Origin of the sequence: Falsihalocynthiibacter sp. S25ZX9, from assembly GCF_041205405.1 — a bacterium.
Classification (GTDB): Bacteria; Pseudomonadota; Alphaproteobacteria; order Rhodobacterales; family Rhodobacteraceae; genus Falsihalocynthiibacter; species Falsihalocynthiibacter arcticus.
In genome coordinates this window covers 77,911-95,593 of the sequence record NZ_JBGFCD010000015.1, presented here as the reverse complement: position 1 = coordinate 95,593, position 17,683 = coordinate 77,911, and the positions used below count along the sequence as shown (strand labels likewise).

The following is a 17,683-nucleotide window of genomic DNA, read 5'->3' as shown; positions in this document are numbered from 1 at the left end:
GAGATTCTCATGACTTTACTTTACCTTGGCCTCGCGCTCTGGATCATTGCCCACTTTTTTAAACGCTTACATCCCGCTCTGCGCGCCAAATTGGGCGACAAGGCCAAAGGCGGCGTTGCGGTGGCCGCATTGCTTGGTATTGTTGCCATGGTTATTGGCTATCGCAGCGCGTCAATTATCCCAGTTTATACGCCGATGGCGGGTATGGGGCACGCGAATAACCTTCTGATGCTTGTTTCCATTTTCCTATTTGGGGCTGGGAGCGCCAAGGGCGTTACCGCTAGTAAAATCCGTCACCCAATGTTGTGGGGCGTTGTTGTCTGGAGTTTTGCCCATCTGCTGGTTAACGGTGATTATGCATCGGTTGTTTTATTCGGCGGAATGGGGATTTGGGCGTTGGTGCAAATGATTCTCATCAACCGCGCCGAGGGTGTCTGGGCACGGCCAGTGGCTGGCCCAATTAACAAAGATATCCGCACCGTCTTTATCACACTGATCCTCTATGGCATCATTTCTGGCATTCACATTTGGCTTGGATACAGCCCGTTTCTAGGAACCTACGGATGAAAATTTATCGTCTCCTAACCGAAGAAGACACTTCGGCCTTTTGTCACAAAGTCTCGCTGGCGCTGAGCAAAGGATGGGAGCTTTACGGCAGCCCAACCTATGCATTTGATGCGGCAAACGGTGTTATGCGTTGTGGTCAAGGGGTCACAAAAGAGGTCGATACGCCCTATACTCCCGACATGAAACTCGGCCAGCAATGAGCAAAACCAACGCTGGGCGCTTTTTTGAGGATTACGCCGTGGGCCAAGAGATTGTCCACGCGGTGCCACGCACTCTGTCGGGCGGGGAACGCGCGTTGTATCACGCGCTTTATCCCGCCCGCCATGCGTTGCAATCCTCGGATGAATTTGCGCGCAGCGTTGGGTATAGTGAAGCGCCGCTGGACGATTTGATCGCGTTCCACTCGGTTTTCGGCAAAACAGTGCCTGACATCTCACTCAATGCTGTCGCCAATTTGGGCTATGCGGAGGGGCGTTTCTTGCGGCCAGTATTTGCTGGCGACACATTAACGGCGACCTCCGAAGTCATTGGCGTAAAGCAGAATAGCAACGGGAAATCCGGCGTCGTTTATGTGCGTACTCGCGGCGAAAATCAGCGCGGCGAGACCGTGTTGAGCTATGTGCGCTGGGTTATGGTGCGTAAACGTGACTTTGCATCACGCCCCCCACAAACCGTGATCCCCGACCTTGCGGATCATGTTGCGCCAGTTGATTTACCCATTCCAGACGGGCTGGATTTTACAGAATACGACTTCGCGCTGGCAGGGGAGCCGCATCGCTGGGCGGATTATTCCGTCGGAGAAGTCATCGATCACGTCGACGGCGTAACCATCGAAGAAGCTGAACACATGCTGGCAACGCGGCTGTGGCAAAATACCGCTAAAGTTCATTTTGATACCACGGCGCGCCCCGAGGGGCGGCGGTTGATTTATGGCGGACACGTGATTTCAATGGCGCGGGCGCTGTCTTTCAACGGCCTTGCCAACGCGCAACTCATCGCGGCCATCAACAGCGGCGCACATGTAAATCCGTGTTATGCAGGCGATACGATCCGCGCCTGGAGTGAGGTTTTGGATAAAGCTGAGACCTCCGCCCCTAATGTTGGTGCGCTTCGTTTGCGGCTAGTCGCAACAAAAGGCAGGGCAGGAGGGTTGCGTGACGCGGATGGCAAGTACTTGACCGATATTCTGCTCGATCTTGACTACTGGGTGCTTGTCCCACGCTGATTTTGCATTCCACTGGATTATTATAGGAGTCGGGGCAGATCATAAACCTGCGCGGCAATTGTTACTCGATTTGTGATCACGGCAATTGGATGCGTGATCACAAAACTCAAATTTATACCGTTTGTTTATGTTTCAAGCATATTTACGACTCTGAAAGAGTGACATGTGTAAAAAATGCGGTATTAGTTGTGAAACCGATCCAAAGGCATCTTATCCTGAAAGGGTGAACCCATGGCTGACATGAAGCAGAGCAAGCGCCCGCTCTCTCCGCATCTCCAAATCTACCGCCCCCAACTTAACTCCATGACGTCGATCCTGACGCGGATTACGGGCAACGCGCTCCTTGTGAGTTTTGTCCTCGTTGTGTGGTGGCTCTTTGCGGCATCAACTGGCGAAGAATATTTTGCGGTGGCTAATGGCGTCCTGACGTCTTGGCTGGGGCAATTCGTGATGGTGATTTCGCTTTGGGGTATTTGGTACCACTATCTAGCGGGACTTCGGCACTTGTATTTCGACTCTGGGCGCGGGCTTGATCCTGTGACTGCGGATAAATTGGGCTGGGGCTGTATCATTGGCTCCGTCGTTCTTACCCTGTTAACCTGTGTCATCGTTTAGGAGGCCACTATGAGTTATATAACTGATCGTAAACGTGCAGAAGGCAAAGGCGCTTCGGGCACCGGCACCCAAGACCATTGGTTCATGCAAGTCAGCGCCGTTGGCTTGGCGGTGTTGGTCCCAACATTCTTGTTCATTTTTGGTCGTGCCTTCGGTGGTAGCTATGAAGAGGTGCTCGCCACCTTCGCGCGCCCCGTCCCTGCGATCCTTTCCGCCCTTGTGTTGGTTTTTGGTCTTCTGCATTTCCGCAAAGGTGCGCAAATGATGATCGAAGACTACATGCGCGGTTCAAGCCGCAAAATCGCGATTATCGCGGTGATCCTCTTTTCCTACGGGTTGATGGCTACTGGCCTTTTCGCCCTCGCTAAAATCGCGCTTTAAGGAGCTGGCTCCATGTCTGCATATGAATACGAAACCCACGACTATGATGTGGTTGTTATTGGTGCCGGTGGCGCAGGTCTGCGCGCAACCCTTGGGATGGCCGAACAGGGCCTCCGTACCGCTTGCGTAACCAAAGTTTTCCCAACACGAAGCCATACTGTTGCGGCACAGGGCGGCATTGCTGCGTCCCTTTCCAATATGGGGCCGGATAACTGGCAGTGGCACATGTTTGACACCGTTAAAGGCTCCGACTGGCTTGGTGATACCGATGCGATGGAATACCTCGCCCGCGAAGCTCCCAAGGCCGTGTACGAGCTTGAGCATTACGGTGTGCCATTTTCGCGCACCGAAGAAGGCAAGATTTATCAGCGCCCCTTTGGTGGCCACACAACTGAATTCGGCGAAGGCCCTCCCGTGCAACGGACCTGTGCCGCCGCTGACCGGACCGGCCACGCTATTCTCCACACACTTTACGGCCAATCCCTGAAGCATAACGCAGAATTCTTCATTGAATACTTCGCGATTGATTTGATCATGTCCGAAGACGGCCAATGCCAAGGCGTTGTTTGTTGGAAGCTAGACGATGGTACAATCCACGTCTTCAACGCCAAAATGACTGTTCTTGCGACGGGCGGCTATGGACGTGCCTTCTTTAGTGCGACCTCCGCGCACACTTGTACGGGCGATGGTGGCGGCATGGTTGCCCGCGCTGGGCTTGCTTTGCAGGATATGGAATTCGTTCAGTTCCACCCAACTGGCATTTACGGCTCTGGTTGTTTGATCACTGAGGGCGCACGCGGAGAGGGCGGTTATTTGACCAACTCCGAAGGCGAACGCTTCATGGAGCGCTATGCGCCCACCTACAAAGACCTCGCGCCGCGCGATTATGTTTCGCGCTCGATGACGATGGAAATTCGGGAAGGGCGCGGTGTTGGCAAAGATGGAGATCACATCCACCTTAATCTAAGCCACCTGCCCAAAGAAGCGCTGGCCGAACGCCTCCCTGGTATTTCGGAAAGTGCGCGAATTTTTGCGGGTGTTGACGTGACCAAGGAACCGATCCCCGTTTTGCCAACGGTGCATTACAACATGGGCGGAATTCCAACGAATTATTTCGGCGAAGTGCTGAACCCAACTGCCAAAGATCCTAACGCTATTTTGCCGGGCCTGATGGCCGTTGGTGAAGCTGGCTGTGCGTCTGTGCATGGGGCCAACCGTTTGGGGTCGAACTCCCTGATTGACCTTGTCGTCTTTGGCCGCGCGGCGGCAATCAAAGCTGGCAAAATTGTTGATCCAGAAGCTTCCAATCCTGTCCTGAACCAAGCGTCCGTCGATGCGGCCTTGGATCGTTTTGACGGCTTGCGCTACGCAAAAGGCAACGTTTCCACCGCCGAGTTGCGCCTCGAAATGCAGAAAACAATGCAGGCCGATGCCGCCGTATTCCGTACGGACAAAACCTTGGCCGAGGGTGTTGAGAAAATGACCGCCATCGCAGGTAAAGTGGATGACCTCAAAGTCACCGACCGTAGCCTTGTTTGGAACAGCGACTTGATGGAGACGTTGGAATTGACCAACCTCCTTCCCAATGCGATGGCCACAATTGTCGGCGCCGAAGCTCGCAAAGAGAGCCGTGGCGCGCACGCACACGAAGATTACCCCAAGCGGGACGACGAAAAATGGCGGGTTCACACCATCAGTCGGGTTGACGGCAACAAAGTTGACCTGGCATATCGCCCCGTTGTTACGACTCCACTCTCCACGGAAGCCGAGGGCGGGATTAACCTCGCGAGAATCGCTCCCAAAGAGAGGACGTTCTAATGCGTTTGTCTTGGGCCGTCTTGGGACTTTTGGGGGTTGCCGCTTGCGGTCCCACTCCATTGAAGACACCGAAAAACACGGATGAATGCCAGTCCTATGCTGCAAGCCGCGCTGGGCTGAGTTTTTCATCGGTTGGGGCAAAACAGGCGTATTTTAGTAAAGTTGTGACCGATACACATGGCGACAACAAAACGGTACGCTCCACATACCTTGGCTGCTTGGACCAAATTGGCGCGCTTCCAGAAGGCGTGAACTCTGTGGGCCAATCGGGGTCTATTCCTATTGGCGAGCGCACTGGAAACCGCAGTGACGTGATGTCGGGCGGAGCTGGCTACAAGATCGTCTCCTTTCGATCTGAGGGCCCTGGCATGATCGCGAGCGCTTCGGCCACGGGAACAGAGCCGCTCCCGCTTGAGTATGCCGGAATTTCTGGTGGAGCGGACCTTTGGTCCACCTTGTCACAATCACAACAAAAACGCGTGCAGTCTTACTTGTCTTCGGGGGGCGCATTTATGCCTTCCCTTCAGGGAGGCCTATAATGCGGAACAGTCATATGAGCGCAAAAATCGCTCCGAATTACAGCAAGCTTGGTGTTGATATGGTCGAGCGAGCCACAAAGAAACGGGTGCTATAATGGTAGAGTTTACACTTCCAAAGAACTCCAAAATCAAAGTGGGCAAAACTTGGCCCAAACCTGCTGGTGCGACGAATTTGCGGAAATTTCAGATTTACCGCTGGAATCCAGACGATGGCAAAAACCCCCAAGTTGACACCTATTTTGTCAATTTGGATGCTTGTGGTCCGATGATTTTGGACGGGCTTATTCAAATCAAGAATGAGATCGATCCAAGCCTCACGTTCCGTCGCTCCTGTCGCGAGGGCATCTGCGGGTCCTGTGCGATGAACGTCGGCGGGATCAACACGCTCGCCTGTATCTATGGCATGGACGAAGTGAAGGGCGACGTGAAGATTTATCCGTTGCCACATATGGAAGTGGTCAAAGATCTTATTCCAGACCTGACACACTTCTACGCACAGCACGCGAGCATTATGCCGTGGTTGGAAACCAAATCTAACCGCCCCGCCAAAGAGTGGAAACAGTCGATTGACGACCGCAAAAAGCTAGATGGCTTATACGAATGTGTGATGTGTGCTTGTTGCTCAACATCCTGCCCAAGCTATTGGTGGAACAGTGATGAATATCTTGGACCGGCGGCGTTGCTGCATGCCTATCGCTGGATTGTAGATAGCCGTGACGAAGCCACGGGCGAGCGTTTGGATGATCTTGAAGATCCGTTCAAACTGTACCGTTGCCACACGATTATGAATTGCGCGAAAACTTGTCCCAAGGGCCTTAACCCCGCAAAATCAATTAGCCACATCAAACAGATGATGGTCGAACGCGCAGTTTAAAAAATACAAAATGTTTAAAAAAGGGGCCGGACAATCTGTCGGCCCCTTTTGTGTTCTGGCTTCTAAGCCGATTTAGGCAAATGCGGCTTCAAGGGCAATTTCTACCATGTCGCCAAAGCTTTTTTCACGTTGATCGCTCGGAAGGGCTTCGCCTGTCAAAAGGTGGTCAGAAACCGTCAGGATCGCCAAGGCACGGCAACTGTGGCGCGCAGCCAGATTATAGAGTTCGGCCGCTTCCATTTCCACGCCCAGAATGCCGTGACGGATCATCTGTTCATTCAAATCGGGGCGCTCGTCATAGAACACGTCGCTTGAGTAGATGCCACCAACATGGGTGGGCGTGCCGCGGGATTGCGCCGCATCGGCGGCCGCGCGCAAAAGGCCGTAATCGGCACAGGGCGCAAAGTTCATCTCTTTGAAAATCCCGCGTGACGGGGTCGAAAGGGTCGTTGCCGTCATGCCGATGATAACGTCACGGACCTTGATGGATTCTTGCATGCCACCACAGGATCCAATGCGGATGAGGGTTTTTGCTCCATAAGTTGTGATCAACTCGTTAACGTAAATTGAAAGGCTGGGCATGCCCATTCCGGTGCCATGGATGGTCACGCGGTTACCGTTCCACATGCCAGTATATCCAAGCATGCCACGCACTTCATTGACCAGTTTAACGTCGGTCAGAAAGGTTTCAGCGGCCCATTTTGCACGATAGGGATCGCCCGGTAATAAAACGGTTTCTGCAATGTCACCGGGGGCTGCGCCAATATGGACTGTCATTCGGACCTCTTAAGTTTGACTGGATGGTCAATCTCTGCACAAAGCTTGGAGCGAGCGCAAGTAGTGTCTTACTGTGCCGCGATCGTTACAGGCGTAACAAGGGCGACAATATCAAACATGATTTTGTTCATTTCGAAGTCTTTCGGCGTATAAATTCGGGTAAGTCCCATTGCGAGCAGCGTTTTTGCATCGTTTTCGGGAATAATGCCGCCAGCGACGATGGGGATATGCCCAAGACCAGCATTCCGCATGCGCTCAACGAGTTCCCTCAATAGGGGAATGTGGCTGCCAGATAGAATCGACAATCCTACAATATGCGGCTCCTCGCGCAGGGCTGCTGCAACGATTTCCTCTGGCGTGAGGCGGATGCCTTCGTAGCATATTTCCATGCCACAATCACGTGCGCGGGTTGCGATTTGTTCGGCCCCGTTTGAGTGACCATCAAGCCCCGGTTTGCCGACGAGGAACTTGAGGCGACGACCAAGGGACGCGCTTACGCCTTCAACGGCAGCGCGAATTTCTTCAAGGCCTTCCGTTTGGTTCGAGACGGTTTTGCGCACACCAGTGGGGGCGCGATATTGCCCGAAGGCAGTGCGCACAACGTCGCCCCACTCGCCCGTCGTAACGCCGGCTTTTGCGCAGGCGATGGAGGGTGGCATGATATTGGCGCCGGATTTTGCGGCCGCGCGAAGAGCCGCGATTGCGGCTTGTACTGCGGTGTCATCGCGCGCTTCCTTGAAGGCCACAAGACGGGCGATTTGGTCCGTTTCTGCGGCGGGATCGGCGGCCATAATCGCGCGTTCCCCTGCGGTAAGGGGGCTTTCTTCCGTTTCGGTCCATCGGTTTACCCCGACGACCGTGGTTTCCCCCGTTTCAATTTTTCTCAAACGGTTCGCGTTGCTCGTAACAAGGCGGGATTTCATGTATTCAATCGCCGCAATTGCCCCGCCCATTTTGTCGATCTGGGCCAATTCGGCGCGAGTGCCTTCTTTGAGGGACTCCACTTTGCGCGTGATGGCTGGGTTTTCGTCAAACAAATCATCGAATTCCAAAAGATCGGTTTCATAAGCCAAAATTTGCTGCATCCGGAGGGACCATTGTTGATCGAAGGGGCGCGGCAGACCGAGGGCTTCGTTCCACGCAGGGAGTTGCACCGCACGGGCGCGCGCGTTCTTGGAAAGGGTCACCGCGAGCATTTCGATGAGAACGCGATAGACATTGTTTTCCGGCTGCTGCTCGGTCAACCCGAGGCTGTTGACTTGCACGCCATAGCGGAAACGTCGGAATTTTGGCTCCTCAATGCCATATCTCTCGCGGGTGATCTCGTCCCAAAGGTCCACAAAGGCGCGCATCTTGCAAAGTTCGGTCACAAACCGGATACCTGCGTTAACAAAGAAGCTGATGCGCCCAACCATTGCGGGGAAATGCTCGGCTGGGACTTTCGTGCGTAAATCATCCAAAACCGCGATCGCCGTTGCAAGGGCAAAAGCCAGTTCTTCTTCGGGCGTCGCTCCGGCTTCCTGAAGGTGATAGGAGCACACGTTCGTTGGGTTCCATTTCGGTAGGAATTCGCGCGTATAGGCCGCGACATCCGTGAGCATGCGAAGGGATGGCTCGGGTGGGCAAATATATGTGCCGCGACTGAGGTATTCCTTGATGATGTCGTTTTGGACGGTCCCTTGTAAGGCCGACACATCCGCCCCTTGCTCCTCCGCTGCGGCGATATACAACGCCAAAAGCCATGGGGCCGTGGCGTTGATCGTCATGGACGTGTTCATTTTCTCAAGCGGGATTGCATCAAAGAGGGCGCGCATGTCACCGAGGTGGTTGATTGGGACGCCAACTTTTCCCACTTCGCCACGGGCAAGTTCGTGGTCGCTATCGTACCCAGTTTGCGTCGGCAGATCAAAAGCCACAGACAATCCAGTTTGCCCTTTGGAAAGGTTCGAGTGGTAGAGCGCGTTGGACGCCTGAGCCGTGGAATGTCCTGCGTAGGTGCGGAAAAGCCATGGCTTGGATTTCTCGGAAATTGGCATAATCAAACCTTCGCGTAATTTTGATGCGTTATTATGCTTATAATTGATATATAGTTTCACTGTCAATCGCTGCGTTGCGGCATCTTGGGCTTTACCTAGGGGTCTGCGACTGAAACATTGGCACAATGTTTCAAACCGTTGAATTTCCAATTTGGCTAGTTGTTCTCGTTGCCCTCTTGGCCGCGATATCGACGCTTGATCGCATTCTAGTACCCTCCGTGCGCTGGTTTTTTCGCCGTCGTATGGAGCGGGTCGTCGCGCGGATAAATCTCCGGCTTCAGCGTCCAATTGAGCCATTCAAGCTCGCGAGACGTCACGATATGATCCAAAGGTTGATTTATGACCCTAAGGTCGCAGAGGCAATTCAAGAGCATGCGGAGGCTAAAGGTATACCCGAAAATGTCGCCTTTGAAGCGGCGCATAGATATGCGCGCGAGATCGTACCGTCATTCTCGGCGACAGCCTATTTTGGCTTCGCGATAAAAATTACACGTTGGTTTTCCCGTAGCTTTTATCGTGTCCGTCTTGGATATTCTGATGAGGAAAGTATCGCTCAGATTGCGCCTACGGCAACGGTGGTTTTCGTTATGAACCACCGCTCGAACATGGACTATTTCCTCGTGACATACCTCGCGGCCGAGCGTAGCGCCTTGTCATATGCCGTTGGAGAGTGGGCGCGCGTATGGCCTCTACAGGGGTTTCTCCGCTTTATGGGAGCCTATTTTATTAGGCGAAAGTCGCATAACTTACTCTATCGCCGCGTTCTTGGACGGTATGTTCAGATGGCGACTGAAGCTGGTGTTGCACAGGCCGTGTTCCCCGAAGGGGGGCTTTCTCTCTCGGGAAAAGTGGGGCCACCAAAGCTCGGAATCCTCAGTTATGTGATCTCTGGTTTTCACGGTGATGATGGCCGCGATGTTGTGTTTGTTCCCATCGCTTTGAACTATGATCGTGTTTTGGAAGATCGTGTTTTAATTGAAGCTGCGACCACGGGGTCGCGCAAATTTGGGTTCAGTTTTTTTAAGATGCTCGGATTTGTTCTTCGCCAGTTCCGCTTTTTCCTAACGGGTCGGTTCCACCGCTTTGGCTACGCCGCAGTGAGTTTTGGGCAGCCATTGTCTTTGCGGGAGTTTGCAGCCGAAGTACCAAAGGCAACCCATGATGAGCTCACGAAAACTGTGGGGCGGGAAATGATGAAACGTGTGCGCGAGGTTGTGCCGGTTCTTCCTGTTCCCTTGGTTGCTCTGATTTTAACCAGATCAACCAAGCCGTTGAGTCGCGAACAAATAGAAGCGCAAATGGGGGAGATCATTCAGGGCCTTAAAGAGATTGGTGCGCATGTGCATATCCCACGGGAAAATATTTCCTATGCTACCGACGTTGGTTTGCGCATCCTGTTGCTAAGACAATTTATCCGTGAGGCATCTGGAACCTTTACAATTACGGAGGATTCCAAAGAGTTTACGGCGTATTATGCGGCCTCAATTGAGCATTTGGTGGACGGCGAGCTTGTTATTTGATGGAAATGTGCCGCATCTGCTCGGTTATAAAGTTTCAAAAATGATGCCAAAATGGTTGTAATCTTGCTTTGAGGTCGGTAATCCTTTCTTTAAGGCGCGTGATTCTGCGCCGCAGAAACCGATGGAGGCCGCCATGGCTCTAGATACAGAAAGCAAATTTCCTAGCAACGACGGTGCTAAGCTTGACCTATATGAGGTCGGTCAAATGCCGCCTTTAGGGCATGTCCCAAAACAGATGTATGCTTGGGCGATCCGGCGCGAGCGTCACGGCGAACCGGATAAATCTTTCCAACTTGAAACTGTGGCTGTTCCCGAAATTGACAGCTACGAAGTTTTGGTTTTGGTGATGGCCGCAGGCGTTAATTACAATGGTATCTGGGCGGGGCTTGGCGTTCCGATCAGCCCGTTTGATATTCACAAACAGGACTTCCACATTGCTGGTTCCGACGCTTCAGGCGTTGTTTGGGCGGTTGGGGATAAAGTTACGCGCTGGAAAGTTGGCGACGAAGTTGTGATCCATTGTAACCAAGACGACGGCGACGACGAGGAATGCAATGGTGGCGATCCTATGTTCTCATCGAGCCAGCGGATTTGGGGATACGAGACACCCGATGGGAGTTTCGCGCAGTTCACACGCGTGCAAGCGCAGCAATTGATGCCACGCCCCAAGCACCTGACGTGGGAAGAAAGTGCGTGCTACACACTCACTCTCGCCACCGCCTACCGGATGCTGTTTGGGCATCATCCACATGAGTTGAAACCGGGCCAAAATGTTTTGGTTTGGGGGGCCTCTGGTGGGTTGGGCAGCTTTGCTATTCAGCTCATTAATACCGCTGGGGCGAATGCAATTGGGGTCATTTCCGATGAAGAAAAACGCGCATTTGTGCTCGGGCTGGGGGCAAAAGGGGTCATTAATCGCAAAGACTTCAACTGTTGGGGGCAACTCCCGACGGTAAATAGCCCCGAATACAAAGACTGGTTCAATGAGGCGCGCAAATTCGGCAAGGCCATTTGGGATATCACGGGTAAAGGCGTGAATGTTGACATGGTTTTCGAGCATCCGGGCGAAGCGACGTTCCCAGTTTCAACCTTTGTTTGCAAGAAGGGCGGTATGATCGTTATTTGCGCAGGAACGAGCGGCTTTAATCTGACGATGGACGCGCGTTATGTATGGATGAACCAAAAACGCATTCAAGGCAGCCATTTCGCGCATTTAAAACAAGCAGCCGCGGCGAACAAATTGATGTGTGAGCGGCGTATTGATCCATGCATGAGTGAAGTCTTTGGTTGGAACGACATTCCACAAGCGCATCTCAAGATGCTGCGAAACCAGCACCAGCCTGGGAATATGGCTGTGTTGGTTCAGGCACCTCGTACTGGGTTGCGTACACTCGAAGACACTTTAGACGCGAATCTCTAATCCTGATTGTGCCCGCGACTCACCTGTGTTGCGGGCACAAACCTAGAAGACGAACAGGCCCCCATAGCTTTCAAAACGTTAAAAGAGGCCGCCTCGCTATTTTAGGGGAGGAATAATATGCGAATACCCCAATTATTTAACTCGTGCTACGGTTGTGTTAATACTCTGTTAACCACTGTGAAAGAGACTCGTCATGACAAACGACTGGATACTGAGCGTTCTCACCGACCTACAAGTTTTTGCTGATGCAAACGATATGCCTCGGCTCGCCTTACAGCTTATAGAGACGAAAATATTGGCAGCCGCCGAGCTCTCTCAGAATCCGGAAAACCCAACAAGGGCGTTTAACGGGTATGAAGCGGAAGTTGGAGAGTATTATCGATCAGTTGGGCCAAGCGCAATCGCTTGAGGCTCTGCAGGATCAGGTATTCCAGATCAGGGACCTCTATGAGGTCGAGCATTTGGTTTATCATTCAGTCAATTCTACGGGTCAGCAATACGCTGCGCTCACCTATGAGGACGCCTGGGTCGATCACTACATCGAGACCGATTTGGCGCGGGTTGATCCCGTGGTCAAAGGGTGTTTCCAGCGGTTTCATCCCGTCGACTGGAAGCGATTGGATTGGTCGTCCAAAAAATCCCGTGACTTTTTGGGGGAAGCTGTTGCTGAAGGCGTCGGCAACCAAGGGTTTTCCGTTCCAATACGCGGTCCAAACGGGCAGTTTGCTCTCTTTTCGGTGAATCAGAAATGCGGCGACGAGGAATGGGAGAAGTTTACAGACCGCAGCATTCAAGATTTAATTCTGGTTGCACATTACCTTAACCAAACTGCCCTGCGCATTGAACGTGGAACAGATGAAATGGCGACCCGCGCGCTGTCTCCTCGCGAAAAAGATGCGCTAACTATGCTTGCGCTCGGGTATAGTCGTGCTCAGGCCGCCGAAAGCCTTTCCATTTCCCCCCATACTTTGCGCGTTTACATCGAAGCAGCCCAGTTCAAACTCGGAGCCGCCAATACAACCCATGCCGTGGCGCGCGCGATGGCGCAGGGGTTGCTCGTCGTGTGAGTGTTGCGCAATTCGCGGGCAGGGCGCTCGCCTATGTTTGAGAATCTTTAGCCCTACGAAATAGACATCAAGGTGCCAATAACGACGGAGGGCACCATGATCCATTATCTTTATGCAGACCAACTCTCAACCTACCCAAAACTGCGCGACGGAATGTTCCGCGATCGCGCTCTTCAGTTTAAAAACCGCCTTGGTTGGGAGGTCGAAGTCGATGCAAATGGCAAAGAATGTGATGACTATGATGCCCTCAACCCTCTTTATGTGATTTGGGAAAATACCGACGGAACCCACGGTGGCTCCATGCGTTTTCTACCAACGACAGGCCCGACAATGGTCAACGATCATTTTAACGAGCTGTCTGATGGGGTGCATATCGAAAGCCCGCTTATTTGGGAATGCACGCGGTTTTGCCTTGCCCCAAATGCGCCTACTGGCACGGCTACGGCTTTGATGTTGGGGGGCTCCGAAGTGGGGGTGAATTTCCATCTCAGCCACGCTGTTGGGGTTTTTGATGAACGAATGGTACGCATCTATTCACGCCTTGGCTGGGGCCCCGTCATTATGGGAACTCAAGGAGAGGGGCGTGATGCTATTAGTCTCGGTTTTTGGGAATATTCCAAAGAAATTCGCGAAAAAATGTACGAGAAATCGGGCATATCAGCGGCACAGTCGGCGCAATGGTTTAATCGTGCCTTTGGTACCCCATCGGCACAAGGTGGCGATGCGGAAAAATCTCTAACCTTCGCTATGTGATATAGACTGGCAACCTCTGGGGCGGCCCTGTAATGTCGCCCCATGACCCTGCCAACCATTACCTATTCCGAAGATCAGGCCGAAGCGTTTGACCGCGTAACCGAAGTGTTGCGGGAGGCAGGCGTTGATCTTGAAAATTCAGTAATGACACCGTTAAGTGATAGGAAACAAAAGGCTTTGGCCGTGATTGGGAAGGCCGGATCCGGCAAAACCCTTTTATTGGCGGAACTGTATAAGGCGCTTGAGGCCGCAGGCGTTGATGTTGTCTCAGGCGATTACGAAGGCAAGAAACGCAAATCGCGGCGCACGCTTGCAATCCTTGCCCCCACGAACAAAGCCGCGAGCGTTTTGCGCAATCGTGGGGTGCCAGCGACAACAATTCACCGCATCCTTTATACCCCCGTTTATGATCCCGAATACGAGAAAATCGCCGAATGGTTGGCGGGCGAGGGGGAGAGGCCGCAAGTCGAGGGGCTGACCGATGCGGCCCTCGATCGCGCCTTCGCTTTTTTCCAGAATAATAAATCGGTTCCGGGGGCATTAGCCGCCGCAGGGCTTCGTGGATCGGACTTTATTACCGGCTGGAAGCGCCGCGATGACCCGCTCGATATTGGGTTCATCGACGAAAGTTCGATGCTGGATGAAAAACAATACAATGATCTGCGTGAAATTTTCCCCACGCTGGTTCTTTTTGGAGATCCAGCCCAGCTCGCACCCGTAGGGCAGTCGGGCGAGATGATTTTTGACCGTTTTAAAGGCCGTCAGAAGATGGTTCTTTCACGCGTTCACCGTCAAACCCAAGATAATCCTATCCTGGATCTCGCGCATGCTCTTGCCGATGAAAACCTCACGTTTGAGGGGTTTGAGCGGATGATAGAAGAGGCGTCAAAAAAGGACGAGCGCGTGGTTTGGGCACAGCGTGTCGAAAGCGACTTGATGGCGCGCTCTCCTGTCCTTGTGTGGCGAAACGCGACTCGCGTGCGGCTTATTCAGGCCTTTCGCGGTGCTTTTGGCGCTCCGGGGGATGCGCTTTTGCCGGGGGAGCCGCTAATTTGTGACGGGATTGAACTGCCCGCGAAACACCGAAAAAAACGCATTGATCTCGAGGCGCGTGGCCTAATTAAAGGGGCGCAGGTGGTCTATCTGGGACCAGGTCGCAATCCGGGTTTTTCGCGCATTCACGTAATGGGTGCCGAAGACCCGCAGGTCAGTGCGGCTTCGATCATCAAAATTGAATTCCCAGACGAAGAAGAGCCCTTCATTCCCTTTGCTGCTCGTATGGGGGCCGCGTTTTTGCACGGGGCCGCGGTAACCGTGCACAAGGCGCAAGGGTCGCAATGGGAAGATGTGCAGGTTTTTGGACCAGATATTTATGCCGCTGCGCGCATGGGACGGGTCGAGGCGGGGCAACCTTTGTGGAAACGGTTGGCTTATGTCGCTATTACACGGGCGGAAAAACGCCTTTTTTGGGTAGTGCGTAATCGTTTGGCCCGCCCAAGTGGTCCGCTGATAACGTCAGACTTGACGGTAAAGCCATCGGTGCTGAAATTGGCGATTGAAAACGAAGGGACAGAGGCATGAAGTCGATAATTATTACGGGTGCCAGCGGTGGTTTGGGCGCAATGACAGCGGGTATTTTCCTGTCACGTGGTTGGCGCGTTGGGTTGATGGCGCGCAACGCAGATAAACTTGCCGAGGTTGCCAATGGCTTTGAAAACGCTGTTCTTTTACCCTGTGATGTAACCAACGAGGTGCAAGTGGCGCAGGCTTTCGACAGCTTTGATGGCCCCCTTGATGCGCTCTTTAATAATGCCGGAAGCTTTGGCGCTACGGGTCTTATTGATGAGATTAGCCTTGCCGATTGGCAACAGGTTATGGAGGTCAATGTGACAGGGATGTTCCTCTGCGCACGTGCTGCTTTCGGTCGGATGCGCAAGCAGTCGCCACAAGGTGGGCGCATTATCAATAACGGTTCGATTTCTGCAACAACACCGCGTCCGGGGGCGATTTCCTATACGGCGTCCAAACATGCGGTTTCTGGGATCACCAAAACACTGGCGCTCGATGGCCGTCCTTTTGGCATTGCCTGTGGCCAAATCGATATCGGCAATGCGGCCAGTGCAATGACGCAAAAAATGTCGGGTGGCGTGCCTCAAGCTGATGGCTCAATTCGGCCCGAACCTGTAATGGACGCGAGCAATGTTGCGGAAACGGTTTTTCACATGGCGAGTCTACCGCTCAATGCGAACATTCTAAACGTAACGGTTATGGCGACCGATATGCCGTTTGTTGGTCGCGGTTAGCACAGGCTTTAAGCGCGGAAATACCGGAAGATTGCACTGGCACCCCAGCCCGCAAAAATTGCGATAAAGAGCGACATAATTCCGTAAATCAGAGAGTGTTGATGCGCGAGGTTATACAGCCAGCGTTCGACACCCACTTTACGCACCTCAATGGAGGCCTCTGTTTGATTGACAACTCTTCCGTTGCGCACCAGTAAAAAACGCGTTTTGTATGTGCCTTCTGTCAAATTCGCGGGCAGAGCAATTGAAGTGCGAAACAGGGTATCAGAGGAAAGTTCGACCGCGCCTTCAAGGAGTTGATACAGTTTTTCTTTGTCGCGAATGCGTATCAGAGCTTCCGTGAAAGTTTCGGAATCAGTGATGTTGCTCGGCGCGCCAACCGAGCGCACAGCTTTGTTGATCGTTATATCGTGGCGCAAGTCAGAGGTTTGAGAAAGAATGTCTTGTAGGGGAGACGTCGTTGCCACGGCATAGAAACTGGGTGCGGCATCAACTTCGACCGCATCCGTATTTACCCAAATTCCCAATACACGCGACTTGCGGCGGACGAGGACTGGTAACGAGGGGCCTGCAATCGTAATGATAATGTCCAATTCCTCGCCCTCGGGAATCGGTGAGTCGCGTTTAATCGCGCCAAAAATGAGGATTTCAGAGCCGTCAAAATTAGCTGTGATGGCGACGTTATTATGGCTTAGAGCGGCGATGACTTCTTCGCGCGCCGGGGCGGTTACAACACTTGTTAAAAGCAGGATGGTAGCGAGTAGAAGTGACCGCATTATTAGCTTCCCACCTTGCCCAAAGAGTAAAGTTCGCTGGGTTGGAGAAGCAAATCAAGCGCAAGTTTTCCGCAAACGACCAACACCAGAAGTGCCAGGAGCACACGCAATTGTTCGGCCTTGAGTTTGAGGCCAATGTGAGTGCCAAATTGGGCGCCAACAACCCCACCAATAAGCAGGAGAACCGCAAGGGGCATGTCGACGGTTTGGTTTGTTGTTGCGTGCAACAGTGTGGTGAATCCGGTTACGAAAATGATCTGAAACAGCGAGGTTCCGATCACAACTTTGGTGGGCATCCCCAGAAGATAGATCATGGCAGGCACCATAATAAAGCCGCCGCCGACGCCCATGATGGCCGCCAATATTCCAACAAGTACACCCACAAGGATCGGGGGGATTACACTGATATACAGGCCAGACGTGCGGAATTTCATTTTGAACGGGAGGTTGTGTACCCAGTTGTGTCTGCGTCGTATTGGTACTGCTCCGGGTCTTCTGGACCGAAGGATCGCACGAACGCTCTCGATAAACATGAGCGCACCGATGATGCCAAGGAAAACCACGTAACAGAGGGTGACAAGCAAATCTACTTGCCCCAAAGATTTCAGCAGGTTGAAAAGATAAATACCAAAAGCCGCGCCGATCAGGCCGCCGATGAGCAAAACTGTCCCCATCTGAAGGTCGACGGTTTTGCGCTTAAAATGCGCAAGGACGCCGGAAATCGAAGACGCTACGATTTGGTTGGCCCCTGTCGCCACAGCCACGGCGGGCGGGATACCAATGAAAAACAGCAGCGGCGTGAGAAGGAAGCCACCGCCCACACCAAACATTCCCGACAAGATTCCCACCAATCCCCCAAGGCCTAACAATAGGAAGACGCTGACCGATACTTCGGCGATTGGGAGATAAATCTGCATTTGGTTACCCTGCTAGTCGCACAGTCAGTATAAGATGTCGCACGCCGGTTGTAGACCCCCGCATGCGACAAATCGGATCACATCTGTGCAAAGCC

At 52.9% G+C, this 17,683-nt stretch carries 18 protein-coding genes; 14 read left to right on the top strand and 4 right to left on the bottom strand.

Annotation, left to right across the window (positions count from 1 at the left end; translation table 11 throughout):
* Nucleotides 1–9 precede the first annotated feature (9 nt).
* From AB9F29_RS16450 to AB9F29_RS16415, 8 genes are all read left to right on the top strand, one after another.
* Nucleotides 10–567, top strand: coding sequence for an NnrU family protein (locus tag AB9F29_RS16450; RefSeq protein WP_369756438.1), 558 nt, complete (start codon nucleotides 10–12; stop codon nucleotides 565–567).
* Nucleotides 564–767: a DUF1737 domain-containing protein gene (locus AB9F29_RS16445; protein WP_039001416.1), complete on the top strand. Its 204-nt coding sequence runs from the start codon at nucleotides 564–566 to the stop codon at nucleotides 765–767. The genes AB9F29_RS16450 and AB9F29_RS16445 overlap by 4 nt, the downstream gene beginning before the upstream one ends.
* Nucleotides 764–1,792 carry a MaoC family dehydratase gene (locus tag AB9F29_RS16440; RefSeq protein WP_369756437.1) on the top strand — a complete coding sequence of 343 codons (1,029 nt, stop codon included), beginning with the start codon at nucleotides 764–766 and terminating at the stop codon, nucleotides 1,790–1,792. Before AB9F29_RS16445 ends, AB9F29_RS16440 begins: the two co-directional genes overlap by 4 nt.
* A 231-nt stretch (nucleotides 1,793–2,023) precedes the next feature.
* Nucleotides 2,024–2,407 carry a succinate dehydrogenase, cytochrome b556 subunit gene (sdhC, locus tag AB9F29_RS16435; RefSeq protein ID WP_369756436.1) on the top strand — a complete coding sequence of 128 codons (384 nt, stop codon included), beginning with the start codon at nucleotides 2,024–2,026 and terminating at the stop codon, nucleotides 2,405–2,407.
* A gap of 9 nt (nucleotides 2,408–2,416) precedes the next feature.
* Complete coding sequence (gene sdhD / locus AB9F29_RS16430; protein ID WP_369756435.1) at nucleotides 2,417–2,788, top strand: succinate dehydrogenase, hydrophobic membrane anchor protein; 372 nt, start codon at nucleotides 2,417–2,419, stop codon at nucleotides 2,786–2,788.
* Nucleotides 2,789–2,800: 12 nt separating this feature from the next.
* Nucleotides 2,801–4,606 carry a succinate dehydrogenase flavoprotein subunit gene (sdhA, locus tag AB9F29_RS16425; RefSeq protein ID WP_369756434.1) on the top strand — a complete coding sequence of 602 codons (1,806 nt, stop codon included), beginning with the start codon at nucleotides 2,801–2,803 and terminating at the stop codon, nucleotides 4,604–4,606.
* Complete coding sequence (locus AB9F29_RS16420; RefSeq protein ID WP_335584114.1) at nucleotides 4,606–5,145, top strand: hypothetical protein; 540 nt, start codon at nucleotides 4,606–4,608, stop codon at nucleotides 5,143–5,145. Before sdhA ends, AB9F29_RS16420 begins: the two co-directional genes overlap by 1 nt.
* Before the next feature lie 94 nt (nucleotides 5,146–5,239).
* Entirely contained in the window at nucleotides 5,240–6,019 is a 780-nt protein-coding gene (locus AB9F29_RS16415) for a succinate dehydrogenase iron-sulfur subunit (protein WP_369756433.1), read from the top strand.
* A gap of 72 nt (nucleotides 6,020–6,091) precedes the next feature.
* Here the strand turns inward: AB9F29_RS16415 and deoD are convergent, their stop codons facing one another.
* A complete protein-coding gene (gene deoD / locus AB9F29_RS16410; protein ID WP_039001409.1) occupies nucleotides 6,092–6,796 on the bottom strand; it encodes a purine-nucleoside phosphorylase in 705 nt (234 codons plus the stop codon).
* A 68-nt stretch (nucleotides 6,797–6,864) separates the two neighbouring features.
* Nucleotides 6,865–8,832, bottom strand: a complete 1,968-nt coding sequence (locus AB9F29_RS16405; RefSeq protein WP_369756431.1) for a protein meaA — start codon at nucleotides 8,830–8,832, stop codon at nucleotides 6,865–6,867.
* A gap of 125 nt (nucleotides 8,833–8,957) precedes the next feature.
* On the opposite strand from AB9F29_RS16405, the gene AB9F29_RS16400 reads away from it, so the two are divergent.
* The 6 genes from AB9F29_RS16400 to AB9F29_RS16375 all read left to right on the top strand — a co-directional run bounded on the left by AB9F29_RS16400 (nucleotide 8,958) and on the right by AB9F29_RS16375 (nucleotide 15,895).
* A complete protein-coding gene (locus tag AB9F29_RS16400; protein ID WP_369756430.1) occupies nucleotides 8,958–10,352 on the top strand; it encodes a 1-acyl-sn-glycerol-3-phosphate acyltransferase in 1,395 nt (464 codons plus the stop codon).
* Nucleotides 10,353–10,485: 133 nt separating this feature from the next.
* The gene (ccrA, locus tag AB9F29_RS16395) at nucleotides 10,486–11,772 is read left to right on the top strand and encodes a crotonyl-CoA carboxylase/reductase (protein ID WP_039001407.1); all 1,287 of its coding nucleotides are present in this window, start codon (nucleotides 10,486–10,488) and stop codon (nucleotides 11,770–11,772) included.
* A 353-nt stretch (nucleotides 11,773–12,125) separates the two neighbouring features.
* On the top strand, nucleotides 12,126–12,839 hold the full coding sequence (locus tag AB9F29_RS16390) for a LuxR family transcriptional regulator (protein ID WP_335584111.1): 714 nt from the start codon (nucleotides 12,126–12,128) through the stop codon (nucleotides 12,837–12,839).
* Between the two features lie 96 nt (nucleotides 12,840–12,935).
* The gene (locus AB9F29_RS16385) at nucleotides 12,936–13,592 is read left to right on the top strand and encodes an acyl-homoserine-lactone synthase (RefSeq protein WP_369756429.1); all 657 of its coding nucleotides are present in this window, start codon (nucleotides 12,936–12,938) and stop codon (nucleotides 13,590–13,592) included.
* A gap of 42 nt (nucleotides 13,593–13,634) precedes the next feature.
* Nucleotides 13,635–15,173 (top strand): AAA family ATPase, encoded by a 1,539-nt coding sequence (locus AB9F29_RS16380; RefSeq protein ID WP_335584109.1) that lies wholly within the window; start codon nucleotides 13,635–13,637, stop codon nucleotides 15,171–15,173.
* Entirely contained in the window at nucleotides 15,170–15,895 is a 726-nt protein-coding gene (locus tag AB9F29_RS16375; protein ID WP_369756428.1) for an SDR family oxidoreductase, read from the top strand. The genes AB9F29_RS16380 and AB9F29_RS16375 overlap by 4 nt, the downstream gene beginning before the upstream one ends.
* Nucleotides 15,896–15,903: 8 nt before the next feature.
* On the opposite strand, the gene AB9F29_RS16370 is transcribed toward AB9F29_RS16375, so the two are convergent.
* Together AB9F29_RS16370 and AB9F29_RS16365 are read right to left on the bottom strand one after the other, a co-directional pair.
* The gene (locus AB9F29_RS16370; protein ID WP_369756427.1) at nucleotides 15,904–16,671 is read right to left on the bottom strand and encodes a TIGR02186 family protein; all 768 of its coding nucleotides are present in this window, start codon (nucleotides 16,669–16,671) and stop codon (nucleotides 15,904–15,906) included.
* 2 nt (nucleotides 16,672–16,673) lie between these two features.
* On the bottom strand, nucleotides 16,674–17,588 hold the full coding sequence (locus tag AB9F29_RS16365; protein ID WP_369756426.1) for a sulfite exporter TauE/SafE family protein: 915 nt from the start codon (nucleotides 17,586–17,588) through the stop codon (nucleotides 16,674–16,676).
* Nucleotides 17,589–17,683 lie beyond the last annotated feature (95 nt).

Coding starts and splice junctions, on each gene's coding strand:
- AB9F29_RS16450 (WP_369756438.1), top strand. CDS start 10: ATGACTTTACTTTACCTTGGCCTCGCGCTCTGGATCATTGCCCACTTT.
- AB9F29_RS16445 (WP_039001416.1), top strand. CDS start 564: ATGAAAATTTATCGTCTCCTAACCGAAGAAGACACTTCGGCCTTTTGT.
- AB9F29_RS16440 (WP_369756437.1), top strand. CDS start 764: ATGAGCAAAACCAACGCTGGGCGCTTTTTTGAGGATTACGCCGTGGGC.
- sdhC (WP_369756436.1), top strand. CDS start 2,024: ATGGCTGACATGAAGCAGAGCAAGCGCCCGCTCTCTCCGCATCTCCAA.
- sdhD (WP_369756435.1), top strand. CDS start 2,417: ATGAGTTATATAACTGATCGTAAACGTGCAGAAGGCAAAGGCGCTTCG.
- sdhA (WP_369756434.1), top strand. CDS start 2,801: ATGTCTGCATATGAATACGAAACCCACGACTATGATGTGGTTGTTATT.
- AB9F29_RS16420 (WP_335584114.1), top strand. CDS start 4,606: ATGCGTTTGTCTTGGGCCGTCTTGGGACTTTTGGGGGTTGCCGCTTGC.
- AB9F29_RS16415 (WP_369756433.1), top strand. CDS start 5,240: ATGGTAGAGTTTACACTTCCAAAGAACTCCAAAATCAAAGTGGGCAAA.
- deoD (WP_039001409.1), bottom strand. CDS start 6,796: ATGACAGTCCATATTGGCGCAGCCCCCGGTGACATTGCAGAAACCGTT.
- AB9F29_RS16405 (WP_369756431.1), bottom strand. CDS start 8,832: ATGCCAATTTCCGAGAAATCCAAGCCATGGCTTTTCCGCACCTACGCA.
- AB9F29_RS16400 (WP_369756430.1), top strand. CDS start 8,958: ATGTTTCAAACCGTTGAATTTCCAATTTGGCTAGTTGTTCTCGTTGCC.
- ccrA (WP_039001407.1), top strand. CDS start 10,486: ATGGCTCTAGATACAGAAAGCAAATTTCCTAGCAACGACGGTGCTAAG.
- AB9F29_RS16390 (WP_335584111.1), top strand. CDS start 12,126: ATGAAGCGGAAGTTGGAGAGTATTATCGATCAGTTGGGCCAAGCGCAA.
- AB9F29_RS16385 (WP_369756429.1), top strand. CDS start 12,936: ATGATCCATTATCTTTATGCAGACCAACTCTCAACCTACCCAAAACTG.
- AB9F29_RS16380 (WP_335584109.1), top strand. CDS start 13,635: ATGACCCTGCCAACCATTACCTATTCCGAAGATCAGGCCGAAGCGTTT.
- AB9F29_RS16375 (WP_369756428.1), top strand. CDS start 15,170: ATGAAGTCGATAATTATTACGGGTGCCAGCGGTGGTTTGGGCGCAATG.
- AB9F29_RS16370 (WP_369756427.1), bottom strand. CDS start 16,671: ATGCGGTCACTTCTACTCGCTACCATCCTGCTTTTAACAAGTGTTGTA.
- AB9F29_RS16365 (WP_369756426.1), bottom strand. CDS start 17,588: ATGCAGATTTATCTCCCAATCGCCGAAGTATCGGTCAGCGTCTTCCTA.